We start from the raw sequence: 16,080 nt of genomic DNA on the forward strand, positions 1-16,080 counted from the left end.
AGATATAGTTTATTAAATTTTAATCATATAGATAGTATAAAAATTTATGTAATATTGATAAAAATAATTAAATTTTCTATATTAAATATAGAAAATATGATATTATTTTTTTAAAACCTGAATTGTAAAATTAAAAAGGACACTTATATAAAAATTAAATTGTGTTAATTCTATAATTAAGAAAAGAAAGGAATTAACACAATGTATAAGTATCTAACTATTGAATCAATAATAGCAATAAAAGAATATAAAGGTTATCGATTTTCGATTCGTAAAATAGCAAAAATGGTTGATTATAGTAAATCAACAGTACATAGAGTTTGCAGATTATTAAATAAAAACTTATTACCATTAGAAATATTAAATCAATTTAAAAAAAATAAACAAAATGCAGGTAGAAAATTAATAATTTTAAATTTAATAGAAATTAATACTATTAATAATTTGTTAATTACTAAAAATTATGCTCTTGATATAATTGCTAATTTTTTAAAGGAAAATAAAATAAAAAGTATTTCAACAAAAACCTTATATAACATGTTTAAAACAAATCGAATGGGTTTTGATGAAAATAAATTGTTGAGAAAAGGAAAAAATAAATCTCACAAACAAAAAGAAACTAGGGGCAGAATTAATAATTGTAAGTCTATTCATGAAAGAAATTTAATCATTCCTAATATTAAAAATATACAAGAATTTGGTCATTTAGAAGGTGATACTATCATTGGTAAAGATCATAAAAGTTCTATTATTACTTTGGCTGATATATGATCAAAAACCACAATTCCTTTAGCAACTAAAAATAATAAATCAGAAAATATTATGAAAAATATAATAAAATTTATTTCAAAATTACAAAAAGGAACAGTTAAAACCATTACTTTTGATCGTGGCAAAGAATTTAGTAAATGAAGATTAATCGAAAAAATTTGTAATGTCAAAATTTATTTTGCAGATCCTGGTAAACCTTGTCAAAGGGGTTTAAATGAAAATAATAATGGTATTTTAAGAAGATATTTACCAAAATCCATTGATTTATCTAATTTTAATCAAAAATCATTGAATCAAATAGCATTTCAAATTAATTCTACACCAAGAAAATCACTCTCTTATAAAAGACCAATAGATTTAATACAATTATTTTAAAAAAATGTCCCATTTATATTTACAATTCAGGAAACTTAATATAAGTTTTAAACTCATTACTTATTCAAAAGTAAATGAGTTTTTTTATTTTTTTAAAAAAGGAGAAGTTAATAATGACTTGATTAGAAGTAGAAAAGGCAATTGCAGATTTAGATGAAAGACAAAAAGATGAAACTAATTTTATATTAGTTGATAGTAATTATCATCCAGAAATGACTAAGAAAAAATACAAATACTGAAAAAAATTTAAAACAAAACATTCAACAACAGCAAAAACATTAAAAATTATTTGTGCGTCTACTAAAGGACTTGTTAAGGGGGTTATGAAGGTATTCCTGAAGGTGCTGTTAGAGGTACTATTATTGGTGCTGGTGGTGTTTTTTTGGTTACATCTTTTTTTGTATCTCCACCTGCTGGCATTATTGTTGCAGGAACTGCTGTTACTGGTGGTGTTACTTATGCAGTTGTTAAAGGTAGTCATGTAGCTATTATAAAAGGAAAAGCAGCAGCAAAAAAATTTGATGAAAAGAAAAAAGTACAAAAACAAGATTTAGAAGAAGCACAAAAACACGCAATAAATTCTAAGAACCTGTTTAGGATCTTTTTTGATTAATTTTTAATAAAATTTATATTATAATGGTTATTTTATAATAAAAAATAGATTTTTAGTCGATAAGTTTTCAAATGATAAAATCTTTTTAACAAAAAAATGAAAAAGAAAATAAATTATTGGTTAAGTACCTATTTATAAATGATTATTTCTTGTTTTAGTTAAATTCTATTAAAAAGATCCTAAACAGGTTCTAATACAGATTTACAAAATAAAACAAAAATTAAATCAAAAAAATCAATTAATTTATAGGATAGGTAATTTTTAATTTCATTAAATTGTGGAAAACTATTTTTATTTTTATTTTAAATTTTTGTATTAAAATAAGTGTCATTTAATAAATATAAATCTTATTTAATTATTGATAAAAGCATGTTAAAATTGTAAAGAATTATATTATAGAAGAGGATAAGTATGGAAAATAAAAACCAAAAAGTTAATTTTGAAAATAATAGTGAAAATACATTTCCAAGAACTAAGTTTTTGATAAGTGTTGGCTATTTAATAATACAAGTATTAATTCCAGGAATTATTCTTTTTTTTACTACTAGTACTGATTTTACTTTTACTTTTAAATTACCTTTTTGAATAATGGTACTTTCTAGTTTAAGTTTAATTATATTTACTTTTATTATAACCTTTATTACATATAAGTTAAAATTACATCAATTAGATCAATTTACATATAGTATTCCATTTGCTTTTGTTTTATCATTATTTTATTTGTCAGGATACTTTTTAACTCCTCAACAAATTTTAATACGTTTTATTATTTCAATCGCTGGTGCTGTTATTGGTATTTTTTTAACGAGTATTATTTTATTATTAGTATTAAGAAAAAAACAAAAAAAATCATATATTAAGATATAAGTGATATAAATCTAAAAAAATAAAACGAAAAGAAGGCGCGTAATATATGTTACGCACTTTTTTAAGTATGTGTTTTTTATTTACTATATAAAAATTATTCAATCTCTAATTCTCATATAGCTAACTAAAGTAATGTTTACTCATATCTTGAAAAACAAAATCAATCGCTTTTTTAATATTTGGTCAATAATTTGGTAATATTTTTCTTATATTATGTTTTATAGCAAATCAAAAATGTTCAATTGGATTTAAATTAGGAGAATATGGCGGAAGAAATAATAGTTTGCATCCAGCATTTTCAATTAATTGTTGTGTTAATTTAGATTTATGAAACGTTGCATTATCTAAAACTATAATTTGTCCACGCTTTAATACTGGAATTAGTTTATTTTTAACATATGATTCAAAAATTTTACTAGACTTACTGCATAACGTTTTTAAGTTTTAATGATAAATTATAAAATCCTGCAATTAAATTAAATCTTAAAAATATTCGTTTTCTACCTTTTCTAAATTTATAACCAATAATTTTAAAACATTTTAAAAATGCAAAAACATGTTCAATTTTTCTGCGAGTTTTATTAATAATCTTATTAAAAATTTTAATTTTACTTGTTTTAGGATTATTTTTACTAGTTTTAATGGGTAAAAATGTATTACTATGAATTTTTTGTAAACCTTGATAACCTTTATCTGCAAGAATTACAGTTTCTGACAAAAATTCTAACTTTGAATTTTTAAAAGTTTTAAAATCATGATTTTTACCAGTATCAGGAAAAATATTTAAAATTTCATTAGTATGTGCATTAATTATGGTTTGAAACTTAACAGTATGCATTCATTTTTTGCCAGAAAATCAATCTTTTTGATTATATTTTGGTCGTTCTGTTTCTACTTCTGTTACATCAATTATCAAAATTTTATTTTTGAATTCTTCTTTTTAAAAAATATTTTTATTTGTTAAATTATTAAACTTATTATTATTTATTAAAATGTCTTCAATTGAACGAATATTTCGTAAAGCAGTAGTATCAACCATATCATACTCAGCACCAATACTATGATATGTACGATTTTCATATAAATATCTTAAAGTCATTACTAGTCTATCTTCTATTGACATTTTATATGGCCTTCCACCAGTGGTATTTTTTAGATTTTGATGATCTAATAAAATATTTAAAATTTCATTAAAAACTAGTTTATTAATACCAACTATTTTACGAAAATATTGATCCGGTTTATCTTTTAATTCAAAATATGTCATAAAATTTATCCTTAACTATTCAAATTTTATTTTAATAATAACAAAAAAATGAAAAGTTAACTAGTTATGCAGTAAGTCTACTATTGCAATGTCCTTCAAATGCTCATAAGGCTTTTAATTTACCTTTATTTAGTGAACCAATTATACTCATTCTCTTTATTTTATATGCGGGTTTATTATCAAATAATCTTTTACCTTTTTCAGATCAACCATATTTATAAAATTCATTATCATCAATTCCAGATTCATCAATATATACTAAATCTTCATTCATTATTTTAGCTATTTCTTTTAAAAAATCTTCTTGTTTATTTTTATCTCTTTGTTCATATAGAAAAGTTTTTTTTATATGTATAATTTAGTTTTTTAAAATAGTTATAAACTGTTTCTTTAGTCATATTTCCAAATTTATCAATTACTTTTTGAACTGTAACATCTTTATTTTCTGCTAAATAATTTTTTAATTCATCTAAATCCTTTATTTTGTGGCTATGTCCTTTTTGATAATTTAAAATTGGTTTTATATGCCCAGTTTCTTTTTTTCTTTTTCTTCATAAAAATAAAGTCTTTCTAGTGATATTGAACACTTTACAAATTTCTTTAATTTTCATATTTTTACTTTCATAAGCTTCTATTACTTTTCTTCGTAAGTCTTCACTGTATGGTTTTGGCATAATTTAATCTTCCTAATCTATTTTAATTATTGCTGAATTGTACTTTTAAATTCAAAAACTGTTTAAATTACATATTATTATTTTACATTATTTATGAGTAAATATTACTTTAGTTAGCTATATATTTGTAATCGTTCCAGCAAATAGTTTTTTATCAACTATTAATGATGAATATACTGAAGCATTTAATTCATATTTGTTTTTTACTTGACTAAAAGTTGAATCAAGTTCATAAACATTATTATTATCAGTTGTAGCATATATTTTGTTATTTAAATCTTCTATTGATAAAGAAAAAATTTTACCATCTTTCAAATTAATTTTTTCTGTTATTTCATTTTTGATTAAATCATACTGATAAATTTTGTCTTCTGTTACTAATATTAATTCAGTATCAGATAGTGCTTTAATATCAAAAATAATATTACTTTTATTTTTAAAATCATATTTTAATTTCTGGGTTTTAGTTTCTAAGAACCTGTTTAGAATCTTTTTAATAAAACTGAAATAAAGGAAAGAACAACCATTTGTAAACTAGTATTTAGTTTTCTTTCACAATTTTTTCATAATCTTCTGTATTTTTCTAATCAAGCAAAGCTTCGTTCTACAATTCATCTTTTTGGTAATACTACAAAAGTATGTAGTTCATTGCGTTTTATAATTTCAACATTTGCATTTATGATTGTTTTGATTTCAGAAGCAAATTTTTCACCAGTATAACCAGCATCTACTATTATTTTTTGAACTGCAGAAAGATTTTCTTTTTCATTTTCAATCATTATTATAGCGCTATTACGATCTGTTTTTTCTGCTGTGGTTATGTAAATTGCATGTGGTAAACCTTGAGAATCAACAATAATATGACGCTTTATTCCTGAAATCTTTTTACCAGCATCATAACCTTTATTTTCAGTAGTATCTGTATTTTTAACACTTTGCGAATCAATTATACAAAAACTAGTTTGTTCTTTGCGATTATTGTTGATACGAACTTTTTTAACCAATTTTTTTTAAAATTAATTGCCATACACTAGCTTCTTTACCGTTATTTTTACTTCAAATTTGAAAATAATAATATACAGTTTGTCATTTTGGAAAATTTTTTGGTAGCATTCTTCATTGACAACCACTTTTTAATACATATAAAATTGCACAAAATACTTCATATAAATCTAAACTTCTTGGTTTTGTTTTCTTTTTGCTATTTTCTAAAATTGTTTTTATGTTCTCAAATTGTTCTTTGGTGACATGACTTGGATAATTTTTATGCATAATATATACCTCTGATTTTAAAATATATAATCATTTTACATTATTTTCGAAAAGATTCTAAACAGGTTCTAAGAACCTGTTTAGGATCTTTTTTGATTAATTTTTAATAAAATTTATATTATAATGGTTATTTTATAATAAAAAATAGATTTTTAGTCGATAAGTTTTCAAATGATAAAATCTTTTTAACAAAAAAATGAAAAAGAAAATAAATTATTGGTTAAGTACCTATTTATAAATGATTATTTCTTGTTTTAGTTAAATTCTATTAAAAAGATCCTAAACAGGCTCTAAATCAATTTCTCATAATTTTCCTTCACTAGTGCCAGCGTATATTTTATTTTCTGTAACTTTAACTAGGGCATTTACATCACCTCAATCGTCAAAACGATATTTTTTAGTATTACCAGTATTAATATCTAATTCATAAACATTACCAACACCAGTACCAACATATAACTTATCTTTTGAACCTTCAATTAAAGTTTTAGAATCATACTTATCACCAAATCCAATGAATTTCTTTTCTGCAGTTTCAGTTTCTAAATCAATTTCTCAAATTGTATTTGTTATTGTACCAACATATACTTTACCATTTGATGCTTTAATTAAACTATTTATACGTTCTTCATTTAATTGATATTTATTGATTTTTGTATTATTAGTAAAATCAATCTCTCAAATATTTCCGTTTTCTGTTGCAGCAAATATTATACTATCTGAGATTTGAAGAAATTTATTTATTTTTCCATCATTTAATTCATATTTATTAGAAATTTGACCTTCACCTATGATAATTGTTAGATTAGTAGTTAAATTTTTAAATGAATCATAATTATAATTAATTTTTGCATTAATAGAACCACTAACTGTGAAGTCTTCATCTTTTAAATCAATTTCTTTATTATTAGTAATTTTGTTTAATGAAAATAAATTATTTTTAAAAGAATTTTTAATTTCAGAAATTAATGAATTTTTAATAAATTCAGCATTAATTGAATCATTTAATTCCATTACTGAACTTTGAAAATTAACTTTTTTTGTATATTTTATTTCATTAATAGCATCAACAATTTTTTCAGAAGAAGCATTAATATTAATTATTAATAAAGTTTCTTTATTTTTAATTTCTCCATAATTAAAAATGATTTTAGCATTAATTATACCTCATTTATCTAAATCTTCTTGTTTTAAATCTTCTTCATTATTAGTAATTTTATTAAATTTAAAATCTTCGAATTTAAAAGCATTTTTAATATCATTATTTTTCATTTCATTTTTAATAAATTCAGATTTATTAATTTTTTTATTGATAGATTCTAAGCTATCTTTCATTGTTATATTAACTGTATATGTAGTTTCACTAATAGCATCAACAATTTGTTTATCTGAATATTTTACACTGATTTTTAAATCAACAAATTGATTTTTAATTTTTCCATAATTATAATTAATTTTTGCATTAATAAGTCCTATTTTTTTAAAGTCATTATTATTAATTTCTTCATTTTTTTCATTTATAATTTTATTTAATGAAAATAAATCATTATTAAAATTTTTTTGATTAATTTCATCTAATGAATTTTTAATAAAGTCTGAACTAATGTTTGTTTTTAATTCATCTATAGTACTATTAATTATAATATTATCAAGTGAATAATTAGTTTGATTAATTGCATTTACTATTTTTTGATCATTATTTTTTTGTTTTTCTTTTATTGCACATGATGCAATACTTAAAGACATTGGTAATACAACAGTTAATACACCAACTGTTGCTAGCATTTTTTTGTAACTTAATTTTCTTTTCATCTTTCATCAGTCCAAAGTGTTATTATATTGTTTTTCTGTTTGAATTTCAATACTTAAAAAGGAATGAGTTAAATTGAATATCAATTATATTTTCATTCCTAAATAATTTTTTAATGTTTTAATTTACTATTGATCAGTTTATATTAGTTTTAAATTATAGCTAACTAAAGTAATATTTACTCATAAATAATGTAAAATAATAATATGTAATTTAAACAGTTTTTGAATTTAAAAGTACAATTCAGCAATAATTAAAATAGATTAGGAAGATTAAATTATGCCAAAACCATACAGTGAAGACTTACGAAGAAAAGTAATAGAAGCTTATGAAAGTAAAAATATGAAAATTAAAGAAATTTGTAAAGTGTTCAATATCACTAGAAAGACTTTATTTTTATGAAGAAAAAGAAAAAAAGAAACTGGGCATATAAAACCAATTTTGAATTATCAAAAAGGACATAGCCACAAAATAAAGGATTTAGATGAATTAAAAAATTATTTAGCAGAAAATAAAGATGTTACAGTTCAAAAAGTAATTGATAAATTTGGAAATATGACTAAAGAAACAGTTTATAACTATTTTAAAAAACTAAATTATACATATAAAAAAAACTTTTCTATATGAACAAAGAGATAAAAATAAACAAGAAGATTTTTTAAAAGAAATAGCTAAAATAATGAATGAAGATTTAGTATATATTGATGAATCTGGAATTGATGATAATGAATTTTATAAATATGGTTGATCTGAAAAAGGTAAAAGATTATTTGATAATAAACCCGCATATAAAATAAAGAGAATGAGTATAATTGGTTCACTAAATAAAGGTAAATTAAAAGCCTTATGAGCATTTGAAGGACATTGCAATAGTAAAATTTTTGAATCATATGTTAAAAATAAACTAATTCCAGTATTAAAGCGTGGACAAATTATAGTTTTAGATAATGCAACGTTTCATAAATCTAAATTAACACAACAATTAATTGAAAATGCTGGATGCAAACTATTATTTCTTCCGCCATATTCTCCTAATTTAAATCCAATTGAACATTTTTGATTTGCTATAAAACATAATATAAGAAAAATATTACCAAATTATTGACCAAATATTAAAAAAGCGATTGATTTTGTTTTTCAAGATATGAGTAAACATTACTTTAGTTAGCTATATTTCCAAATTTATCAATTACTTTTTGAACTGTAACATCTTTATTTTCTGCTAAATAATTTTTTAATTCATCTAAATCCTTTATTTTGTGGCTATGTCCTTTTTGATAATTCAAAATTGGTTTTATATGCCCAGTTTCTTTTTTTCTTTTTCTTCATAAAAATAAAGTCTTTCTAGTGATATTGAACACTTTACAAATTTCTTTAATTTTCATATTTTTACTTTCATAAGCTTCTATTACTTTTCTTCGTAAGTCTTCACTGTATGGTTTTGGCATAATTTAATCTTCCTAATCTATTTTAATTATTGCTGAATTGTACTTTTAAATTCAAAAACTGTTTAAATTACATATTATTATTTTACATTATTTATGAGTAAATATTACTTTAGTTAGCTATATATTGATTTGTTGAAGATTTTTTTTGTGAATTTAGTGAATTTGCTTCTTTTTTTATTAGACTTACTGCATAACTAGTTAACTTTTCATTTTTTTGTTATTATTAAAATAAAATTTGAATAGTTAAGGATAAATTTTATGACATATTTTGAATTAAAAGATAAACCGGATCAATATTTTCGTAAAATAGTTGGTATTAATAAACTAGTTTTTAATGAAATTTTAAATATTTTATTAGATCATCAAAATCTAAAAAATACCACTGGTGGAAGGCCATATAAAATGTCAATAGAAGATAGACTAGTAATGACTTTAAGATATTTATATGAAAATCGTACATATCATAGTATTGGTGCTGAGTATGATATGGTTGATACTACTGCTTTACGAAATATTCGTTCAATTGAAGACATTTTAATAAATAATAATAAGTTTAATAATTTAACAAATAAAAATATTTTTTTAAAAAGAAGAATTCAAAAATAAAATTTTGATAATTGATGTAAGAACCTGTTTAGGATCTTTTTAATAGAATTTAACTAAAACAAGAAATAATCATTTATAAATAGGTACTTAACCAATAATTTATTTTCTTTTTCATTTTTTTGTTAAAAAGATTTTATCATTTGAAAACTTATCGACTAAAAATCTATTTTTTATTATAAAATAACCATTATAATATAAATTTTATTAAAAATTAATCAAAAAAGATCCTAAACAGGTTCTAACAGAAGTAGAAACAGAACGACCAAAATATAATCAAAAAGATTGATTTTCTGGCAAAAAATGAATGCATACTGTTAAGTTTCAAACCATAATTAATGCACATACTAATGAAATTTTAAATATTTTTCCTGATACTGGTAAAAATCATGATTTTAAAACTTTTAAAAATTCAAAGTTAGAATTTTTGTCAGAAACTGTAATTCTTGCAGATAAAGGTTATCAAGGTTTACAAAAAATTCATAGTAATACATTTTTACTCATTAAAACTAGTAAAAATAATCCTAAAACAAGTAAAATTAAAATTTTTAATAAGATTATTAATAAAACTCGCAGAAAAATTGAACATGTTTTTGCATTTTTAAAATGTTTTAAAATTATTGGTTATAAATTTAGAAAAGGTAGAAAACGAATATTTTTAAGATTTAATTTAATTGCAGGATTTTATAATTTATCATTAAAACTTAAAAACGTTATGCAGTAAGTCTATTGAAGAAAAATCTTGAATCTTATTTACTTTTTTCTTGATTTTATATCCTTGTTTCAATATTTGATATTCTGGTCTAGATTTTACATAACTACTGCCTTTATCAACAATATATTTACCACCTTTAGCAATTACAATACCACCAGCAGTTGCTTCTAATGTATTCATTAATGATACTTCTGGATTTAATACTGCATTTAATACACCAGCACCAGCACCACAAATTAATGATGTTCCAACTTTAGTTTTATTTTTATCTTTATTTTTTACAGCTTTTTTAATTTGATAACCTGCTATTCCTCCAGCTGCAGAACCAATCGCAATGTTGGTAACAGGACCGGATTTGTTCATGAAAGACCGTCAATTGCTCCTAATCCAGCACCAATCAATGGTAAATAATCAATTGTTTCATTAATGATATTTTTATCTTTAGCCATTTCTTTTAATCTTCCTTTCTAAAAATAAAAAAACTCATTTACTTTTGAATAAGTAATGAGTTAAAAACTTATATTAAGTTTAGAAAAATAATATCATAATTTTAGTAATAATTATAAAAAGAATATTAATTACATAATCTAGTGTAGATATAATTATAGTTACATTAATTATTTAAATATTAAAGATATAATTTTTTATTTTCTTTTTAGTAATTTTTATATTTAAATTATGTGTATAATTACTAATTTTGTATTGCTTTTAATAAAAAATACTTTATAATATTTAAGACTGTTTATGCAGTTTCAACCGCTCTACTTTAGGTTAACAAGTGATTTATTCCACCTATAAGGCGAGTCTAAACTGGAGGTAATAAGAAAAATGTTTGTAGTTATTCAAACAGGAGGAAAACAAATTAACGTTTCCTATGGTCAAGAGATTTTTGTTGAAAAACTTGTTGGCAAAGCTAAAGATAAGATTATTTTTGACAAAATATTGATGATTGATCAACAATTCGGTAAACCTTTCCTAAAAGGTGCTGAAGTTCATGGTGAGATTATTAAACAAGATAAATCAAAAAAGATTCGAGTGTTTAAATATAAACCTAAGAAAAATTCAAAAACAATGTATGGACACCGTCAGCCATATACAAAGGTATTAATTACTGATATTTTACTTGGTGGTAAAAGTCTTGTTGATAAGAAGACTGAACAATCAAAACCAGTAATTAAAGATGAAGTAAAAAAAGAACTTACAAAAGAAAAAGTTGTTAAAACTAAATCAGTTGTTAAGGATAATATTACAGAACCAGATAACACTAAAACTGTTGTTAGTGAAGGTAATTTAAAAACTATTTTTGATCATAAAAATATGACTGTTAAAGTTGTTAAAGAAGATGATGAAAATAATAAAAAATAATTTAAGGTAATATTAAATTATGGTTAAAGTTACTTATAATTACCAAAATAGTAACATTGTAGAAGTTATAATTACTGGTCATGCTAATTTTTCAAAAATTGGAAATGATATTGTTTGTGCAGGGATTTCAGCCATTGTTATTGGTACATTAAATGCACTTCATGAACTTGATAATAATCAAGTTCAAGTAATTAATAATACTGCTGGATTAGTTAAACTTAAAGTTGCTAGTTTCACTAATAATAGTCAAATCATTTTAAAAACAATGCTTTGACAATTAAAAACTATTAAAGAACAATATCCAAAATATATTAACATAAAGGAGGTGTAATTATGTTTTATAAATTAAATTTACAATTATTTGCTTCAAAAAAAGGAGTGGGTTCAACTCGTAATGGTCGTGATTCACATTCTAAACGTTTAGGTGCTAAAATTGGTGATGGACAAAGTTTAAAAGAGGGAACAATTATTTATCGTCAACGTGGAACTAAAATTCACCCTGGTGAAAATGTAGGACGTGGTGGTGATGATACCTTATTTGCTTTAAAATCAGGAATTGTTAAGTATACTATTTTTAAAAAAAATAAAACACGAGTTTCAGTTTTAATTGATAAAAAGTGAAAATAAATTTTTAATAATAAAAACCTATTTTCAATGCTATCATATTTTGAAGATAGGTTTTGTTTGTTTATTTTATGTTTAATGATATGATAGGAGAAAATAATGAAACATATTAATTTAATAATTACTGGTAGTATTGCAGCAAACAAAGCCTTAATTTTATTAAAACAATTAAAAAAAGAATTTTTAGTTGATATTATTTGTACTAAAAGTTCTTTACATTTTCTAGAAGATAAAACATTTTCTTATTATTCTGAAATGTTTGAACAAGAATCATATGTTAAAGGAGATTTAATTACTCATACTAATTTAGCGATTAAAACAAATTTAATTGTTGTTTATCCTGCTACTATGAGTTTTATTAGTAAAGCAAATTTAGCAATTGCTGATAGTTTAGCATTATCAGTATTTTTAGCTTCCAAAGCAGAAAAGATATTATTTCCAGCAATGAATCATAATATGTATCACAATCAAAGTTTTCAAAAAAATTTATTAGAATTATCTAATTTTGAAAATATTACTATTATTCCTCCAGATTCAGGAATGTTAGCCTGTAAGATGATTGGTGATGGACGGGTTAAAAGTCCAGATAATGCATTAACAATAATTAAAGATTTTTTTAAAAAAAGTATTGATTTATCTGATAAAAAAATTTTAATTAATATTGGTCGTACTAGAACTTATATTGATCCAATTCGTTATATTACTAATAATTCTTCAGGAAAAATGGGTAAAGCATTAGTAGATGCTTTTCTTAAAATTAATGCTAAAGTAGTATTAGTTGCAGGTGATTGTGATTTTGAAATTAAATCGCAAAAAAACCTAACTATTATTAAAGCGAATACTAATGAAAAAATGTTCTTAGCAATGAAAGAAAACTTTGATAATGCTGATATTGTAATATGTGCTGCTGCTTTAAATGATTATAAAGTAAGTAAATATATTCCTAATAAAATAATTAAAAATAAAAATGAAAATTTATCTTTATCACTGATTGCTAATATTGATGTATTGGCATTTTTAGGTAAGCAGAAAGCACAACAAGTTTTAATTGGTTTTGCTGCTCAAGAAGTTAATGATAAAAATCTTGGTATCGAAAAAATGAAAATTAAAAATTGCGATGGTATTTGTATTAATAATATTAGTGTTATGGGTAAAAATGAAACAGAGATTAATTTTTATTTTAAAAATAATAATTATAATTTGATTGGTTCAAAAGTGGAAGTTGCTAAACAGATAGTTGATATTATGGTAATGTTTAGTAATCTGTGTAACTTACAAAAATAACTATGTTTAATTAATTCTAGTAAATATAATTAAATGACTAGAAAGAGTGAGTTACAGATGGCTAAAAAACAAAGTATTAATAATAATGATCCAATATCAAAAGCAGTAGATTTATTACTAGAAAATACTGAAGATTTAACAACAGTATTTAAAGAAGGAGGATTATATAAAGAATTAACAAAAAGATTAGTAGAAAAGATGTTAAATTCTGAAATGCAAAATTATTTAGGGTATGAAAAAAATCAACATAGTAATAGTGAAAATGCTCGTAATGGTATAAGTTCAAAAAAATTAATAACTCAACAAGGTAAAATTGAAATTAATGTACCAAGAGATCGTAATAGTGGAGGCTTTTATGTAATCTGTGTATCTTTGTTTTACAAAGTTACTAGTTCAGATTAATTCTATCTTCAAATTTTATCATAAAATGAGCAATTGCTGTATTTCAATTTTGAATGGGCATTGTTCATTTTTTTGTTATATTTTCAATTGCTAAGTAAAATATTTTGAAAACTGCCATATCATTAGGAAAAACTTTTTTATTTCTGATAACTTTTCGTAATTGATTATTAACAGATTCAATAGCATTTGTAGTATAAATCACTCTTTTAATTTCTGGTGGATAACTAATAAAAACCATTAAATTATCTCAATTTTTATATCAAGATTTAGTAATTTGCGGATATTGTTTGAGGCTTTTATGTAATCTGTGTATCTTTGTTTTACAAAGTTACTAGTTCAGATTAATTCTATCTTCAAATTTTATCATAAAATGAGCAATTGCTGTATTTCAATTTTGAATGGGCATTGTTCATTTTTTTGTTATATTTTCAATTGCTAAGTAAAATATTTTGAAAACTGCCATATCATTAGGAAAAACTTTTTTATTTCTGATAACTTTTCGTAATTGACTATTAACAGATTCAATAGCATTTGTAGTATAAATCACTCTTTTAATTTCTGGTGGATAACTAATAAAAACCATTAAATTATCTCAATTTTTATATCAAGATTTAGTAATTTGCGGATATTGTTTATTTCATTTACTTTCAAATGATTCTAAAGCTTGCATTGCTTGTTCTTCACTACATGCACTATAAATTGGTTTTAAATCTGCAACTAAGGTTTTTCGATGTTTGTATGAAACATATTTTAAACTATTTCTAATTTGATGAACTATGCATAATTGATGTTCAGTTTTAGGATAAACTGCTTGTATTGCTTCTGACATGCCTGTTAAATTATCACTACAAGCAATCAAAATATCATTTAAGCCTCGATTTTTCATTTCTGTAAAATTAGCTAGTCAAAATTTAGAACCTTCATTTTCACTAATTCATAAACCTAAAACATCTTTTTTGCCTTCTAAATCCACTCCTAATGCTATATAAACTGATTTGTTAATAATGCGTTTATCTTGCCGTACTTTAACTACTATACAATCAAAATAAACAATAGAATAAATACTTTCTAATGGTCGATTTTGCCACGCCTTGACATCATCTATCACATCATCAGTAATTTGACTAATAACACTTTCACTAATATCTGCACCATGATATAACTCTTGCAACTGCATTCTAATATCTGATAAAGTCATTCCTTTGGCATATAGTGAAAGAACTTGTTGATCAAAGCCATCAAATCTTCTCTGTCTTTTTGCAACTATTACAGGAGTAAAATCACTATTACGATCTCTTGGTACATTAATTTCAATTTTACCTTGTTGAGTTATTAATTTTTTTGAACTTATACCATTACGAGCATTTTCACTATTACTATGTTGATTTTTTTCATACCCTAAATAATTTTGCATTTCAGAATTTAACATCTTTTCTACTAATCTTTTTGTTAATTCTTTATATAATCCTCCTTCTTTAAATACTGTTGTTAAATCTTCAGTATTTTCTAGTAATAAATCTACTGCTTTTGATATTGGATCATTATTATTAATACTTTGTTTTTTAGCCATCTGTAACTCACTCTTTCTAGTCATTTAATTATATTTACTAGAATTAATTAAACATAGTTATTTTTGTAAGTTACACAGATTACTAAACATTACCTTAATTGGTCTTTATAAGAAAATATTTTTTCTTTATTCATATTAATCACTTCTACATCAATCACAAACATATCCATATGGTTTTGTATAATCCAAATGTTCTTCAATATCATAATCATCTTCATATTTTTTAATATCATGTTGTTGTGATTCTTCTTCTGTTTTAAAATAATAAGTCATATTTAAATAATCATCATTATATAATTTGTCACATTCTACACATCTTTTTCTTCTTTTTTTAATTTTATTATCAATCTTTCTTAGTGCTTCATAATCAAGAATTTCTATTGCCATAATAATCCTTTCCTAATATGTCCTTTATGTTAG

The 16,080-nt window shown here is 22.6% G+C and carries 23 protein-coding genes, 3 pseudogenes and 1 other annotated feature; of the genes and pseudogenes, 12 read left to right on the top strand and 14 right to left on the bottom strand.

What is annotated here, in order from left to right; genetic code table 4:
* Positions 1–201: 201 nt before the first annotated feature.
* The 3 genes from ACQH26_RS08060 to ACQH26_RS08070 all read left to right on the top strand — a co-directional run bounded on the left by ACQH26_RS08060 (position 202) and on the right by ACQH26_RS08070 (position 2,626).
* Positions 202–1,146 carry an IS30 family transposase gene (locus ACQH26_RS08060; RefSeq protein WP_425381880.1) on the top strand — a complete coding sequence of 315 codons (945 nt, stop codon included), beginning with the start codon at positions 202–204 and terminating at the stop codon, positions 1,144–1,146.
* A 382-nt stretch (positions 1,147–1,528) separates the two neighbouring features.
* Positions 1,529–1,759, top strand: coding sequence for a hypothetical protein (locus tag ACQH26_RS08065; protein WP_425382207.1), 231 nt, complete (start codon positions 1,529–1,531; stop codon positions 1,757–1,759).
* Positions 1,760–2,170: 411 nt separating this feature from the next.
* Positions 2,171–2,626 carry a DxFTY motif-containing membrane protein gene (locus tag ACQH26_RS08070; RefSeq protein ID WP_425382208.1) on the top strand — a complete coding sequence of 152 codons (456 nt, stop codon included), beginning with the start codon at positions 2,171–2,173 and terminating at the stop codon, positions 2,624–2,626.
* Positions 2,627–2,746: 120 nt separating this feature from the next.
* Here ACQH26_RS08070 and ACQH26_RS08075 read toward each other — a convergent pair whose 3' ends face one another.
* The 8 genes from ACQH26_RS08075 to ACQH26_RS08110 form a co-directional block, all read right to left on the bottom strand.
* A complete protein-coding gene (locus ACQH26_RS08075) occupies positions 2,747–3,067 on the bottom strand; it encodes a transposase (protein ID WP_425383107.1) in 321 nt (106 codons plus the stop codon).
* Positions 3,048–3,542: a transposase family protein gene (locus ACQH26_RS08080; protein ID WP_425381872.1), complete on the bottom strand. Its 495-nt coding sequence runs from the start codon at positions 3,540–3,542 to the stop codon at positions 3,048–3,050. Before ACQH26_RS08080 ends, ACQH26_RS08075 begins: the two co-directional genes overlap by 20 nt.
* A 24-nt stretch (positions 3,543–3,566) precedes the next feature.
* Complete coding sequence (locus tag ACQH26_RS08085; protein WP_425382209.1) at positions 3,567–3,893, bottom strand: transposase family protein; 327 nt, start codon at positions 3,891–3,893, stop codon at positions 3,567–3,569.
* 64 nt (positions 3,894–3,957) lie between these two features.
* Entirely contained in the window at positions 3,958–4,167 is a 210-nt protein-coding gene (locus tag ACQH26_RS08090) for a transposase (RefSeq protein ID WP_425382210.1), read from the bottom strand.
* A 40-nt stretch (positions 4,168–4,207) separates the two neighbouring features.
* On the bottom strand, positions 4,208–4,567 hold the full coding sequence (locus tag ACQH26_RS08095) for a helix-turn-helix domain-containing protein (RefSeq protein WP_425381863.1): 360 nt from the start codon (positions 4,565–4,567) through the stop codon (positions 4,208–4,210).
* A 117-nt stretch (positions 4,568–4,684) separates the two neighbouring features.
* Positions 4,685–4,882, bottom strand: a complete 198-nt coding sequence (locus tag ACQH26_RS08100; RefSeq protein ID WP_425382211.1) for a hypothetical protein — start codon at positions 4,880–4,882, stop codon at positions 4,685–4,687.
* Between the two features lie 167 nt (positions 4,883–5,049).
* A protein-coding gene (locus ACQH26_RS08105; protein ID WP_425382212.1) for an IS5 family transposase occupies positions 5,050–5,839 on the bottom strand; the annotation gives its coding sequence in 2 pieces (ribosomal slippage) (positions 5,050–5,577 and positions 5,579–5,839; 789 coding nt in all).
* Positions 5,840–6,118: 279 nt separating this feature from the next.
* The gene (locus ACQH26_RS08110) at positions 6,119–7,735 is read right to left on the bottom strand and encodes a hypothetical protein (protein WP_425382213.1); all 1,617 of its coding nucleotides are present in this window, start codon (positions 7,733–7,735) and stop codon (positions 6,119–6,121) included.
* 193 nt (positions 7,736–7,928) lie between these two features.
* Here ACQH26_RS08110 and ACQH26_RS08115 point away from each other — a divergent pair, with 193 nt between their 5' ends.
* Both ACQH26_RS08115 and ACQH26_RS08120 read left to right on the top strand, forming a co-directional pair.
* Positions 7,929–8,288 carry a helix-turn-helix domain-containing protein gene (locus tag ACQH26_RS08115; RefSeq protein WP_425381863.1) on the top strand — a complete coding sequence of 120 codons (360 nt, stop codon included), beginning with the start codon at positions 7,929–7,931 and terminating at the stop codon, positions 8,286–8,288.
* Positions 8,289–8,328: 40 nt separating this feature from the next.
* Complete coding sequence (locus ACQH26_RS08120) at positions 8,329–8,817, top strand: IS630 family transposase (RefSeq protein ID WP_425381862.1); 489 nt, start codon at positions 8,329–8,331, stop codon at positions 8,815–8,817.
* Here ACQH26_RS08120 and ACQH26_RS08125 read toward each other — a convergent pair.
* Positions 8,810–9,097: an IS630 transposase-related protein gene (locus ACQH26_RS08125; protein WP_425382214.1), complete on the bottom strand. Its 288-nt coding sequence runs from the start codon at positions 9,095–9,097 to the stop codon at positions 8,810–8,812. The two genes, ACQH26_RS08120 and ACQH26_RS08125, sit on opposite strands and share 8 nt — an antisense overlap.
* A gap of 258 nt (positions 9,098–9,355) precedes the next feature.
* Between ACQH26_RS08125 and ACQH26_RS08130 the strand changes: the two genes are divergently transcribed.
* Together ACQH26_RS08130 and ACQH26_RS08135 are read left to right on the top strand one after the other, a co-directional pair.
* Entirely contained in the window at positions 9,356–9,703 is a 348-nt protein-coding gene (locus ACQH26_RS08130) for a transposase family protein (RefSeq protein ID WP_425381897.1), read from the top strand.
* Between the two features lie 304 nt (positions 9,704–10,007).
* On the top strand, positions 10,008–10,424 hold the full coding sequence (locus tag ACQH26_RS08135) for a transposase family protein (protein ID WP_425382215.1): 417 nt from the start codon (positions 10,008–10,010) through the stop codon (positions 10,422–10,424).
* Here the strand turns inward: ACQH26_RS08135 and ACQH26_RS08140 are convergent.
* Positions 10,398–10,778: a hypothetical protein gene (locus ACQH26_RS08140; protein ID WP_425382216.1), complete on the bottom strand. Its 381-nt coding sequence runs from the start codon at positions 10,776–10,778 to the stop codon at positions 10,398–10,400. The genes ACQH26_RS08135 and ACQH26_RS08140 overlap by 27 nt on opposite strands.
* On the bottom strand, positions 10,721–10,864 hold the full coding sequence (locus tag ACQH26_RS08145) for a hypothetical protein (RefSeq protein ID WP_425382217.1): 144 nt from the start codon (positions 10,862–10,864) through the stop codon (positions 10,721–10,723). Before ACQH26_RS08145 ends, ACQH26_RS08140 begins: the two co-directional genes overlap by 58 nt.
* 295 nt (positions 10,865–11,159) lie before the next feature.
* Positions 11,160–11,232: a sequence feature (ribosomal protein L21 leader region), on the top strand.
* Between the two features lie 11 nt (positions 11,233–11,243).
* On the opposite strand from ACQH26_RS08145, the pseudogene rplU reads away from it, so the two are divergent.
* The 5 genes and pseudogenes from rplU to ACQH26_RS08170 all read left to right on the top strand — a co-directional run.
* Positions 11,244–11,534, top strand: a pseudogene (rplU, locus tag ACQH26_RS08150) (50S ribosomal protein L21); the annotation flags it as partial.
* A gap of 265 nt (positions 11,535–11,799) precedes the next feature.
* Positions 11,800–12,111: a ribosomal-processing cysteine protease Prp gene (locus ACQH26_RS08155; protein WP_281748879.1), complete on the top strand. Its 312-nt coding sequence runs from the start codon at positions 11,800–11,802 to the stop codon at positions 12,109–12,111.
* 2 nt (positions 12,112–12,113) lie between these two features.
* Positions 12,114–12,407 carry a 50S ribosomal protein L27 gene (gene rpmA / locus ACQH26_RS08160; protein WP_425382218.1) on the top strand — a complete coding sequence of 98 codons (294 nt, stop codon included), beginning with the start codon at positions 12,114–12,116 and terminating at the stop codon, positions 12,405–12,407.
* Positions 12,408–12,503: 96 nt separating this feature from the next.
* Positions 12,504–13,688, top strand: a complete 1,185-nt coding sequence (gene coaBC, locus ACQH26_RS08165; protein WP_425382219.1) for a bifunctional phosphopantothenoylcysteine decarboxylase/phosphopantothenate--cysteine ligase CoaBC — start codon at positions 12,504–12,506, stop codon at positions 13,686–13,688.
* A 57-nt stretch (positions 13,689–13,745) separates the two neighbouring features.
* Positions 13,746–14,033, top strand: a pseudogene (locus ACQH26_RS08170) (transposase); the annotation flags it as partial.
* A gap of 43 nt (positions 14,034–14,076) precedes the next feature.
* Here the strand turns inward: ACQH26_RS08170 and ACQH26_RS08175 are convergent.
* The 3 genes and pseudogenes from ACQH26_RS08175 to ACQH26_RS08185 all read right to left on the bottom strand — a co-directional run.
* A pseudogene (locus ACQH26_RS08175) lies at positions 14,077–14,379 on the bottom strand (transposase); the annotation flags it as partial.
* Between the two features lie 42 nt (positions 14,380–14,421).
* Positions 14,422–15,660 (bottom strand): IS256 family transposase, encoded by a 1,239-nt coding sequence (locus tag ACQH26_RS08180; protein WP_425383069.1) that lies wholly within the window; start codon positions 15,658–15,660, stop codon positions 14,422–14,424.
* 135 nt (positions 15,661–15,795) lie between these two features.
* Positions 15,796–16,047, bottom strand: a complete 252-nt coding sequence (locus ACQH26_RS08185; RefSeq protein WP_425382220.1) for a hypothetical protein — start codon at positions 16,045–16,047, stop codon at positions 15,796–15,798.
* Between the last annotated feature and the right edge of the window lie 33 nt (positions 16,048–16,080).

It is taken from the genome of Spiroplasma endosymbiont of Melieria omissa (assembly GCF_964031175.1).
GTDB classification, from domain to species: Bacteria; Bacillota_I; Bacilli_A; order Mycoplasmatales; family VBWQ01; genus Spiroplasma_E; species Spiroplasma_E ixodetis_A.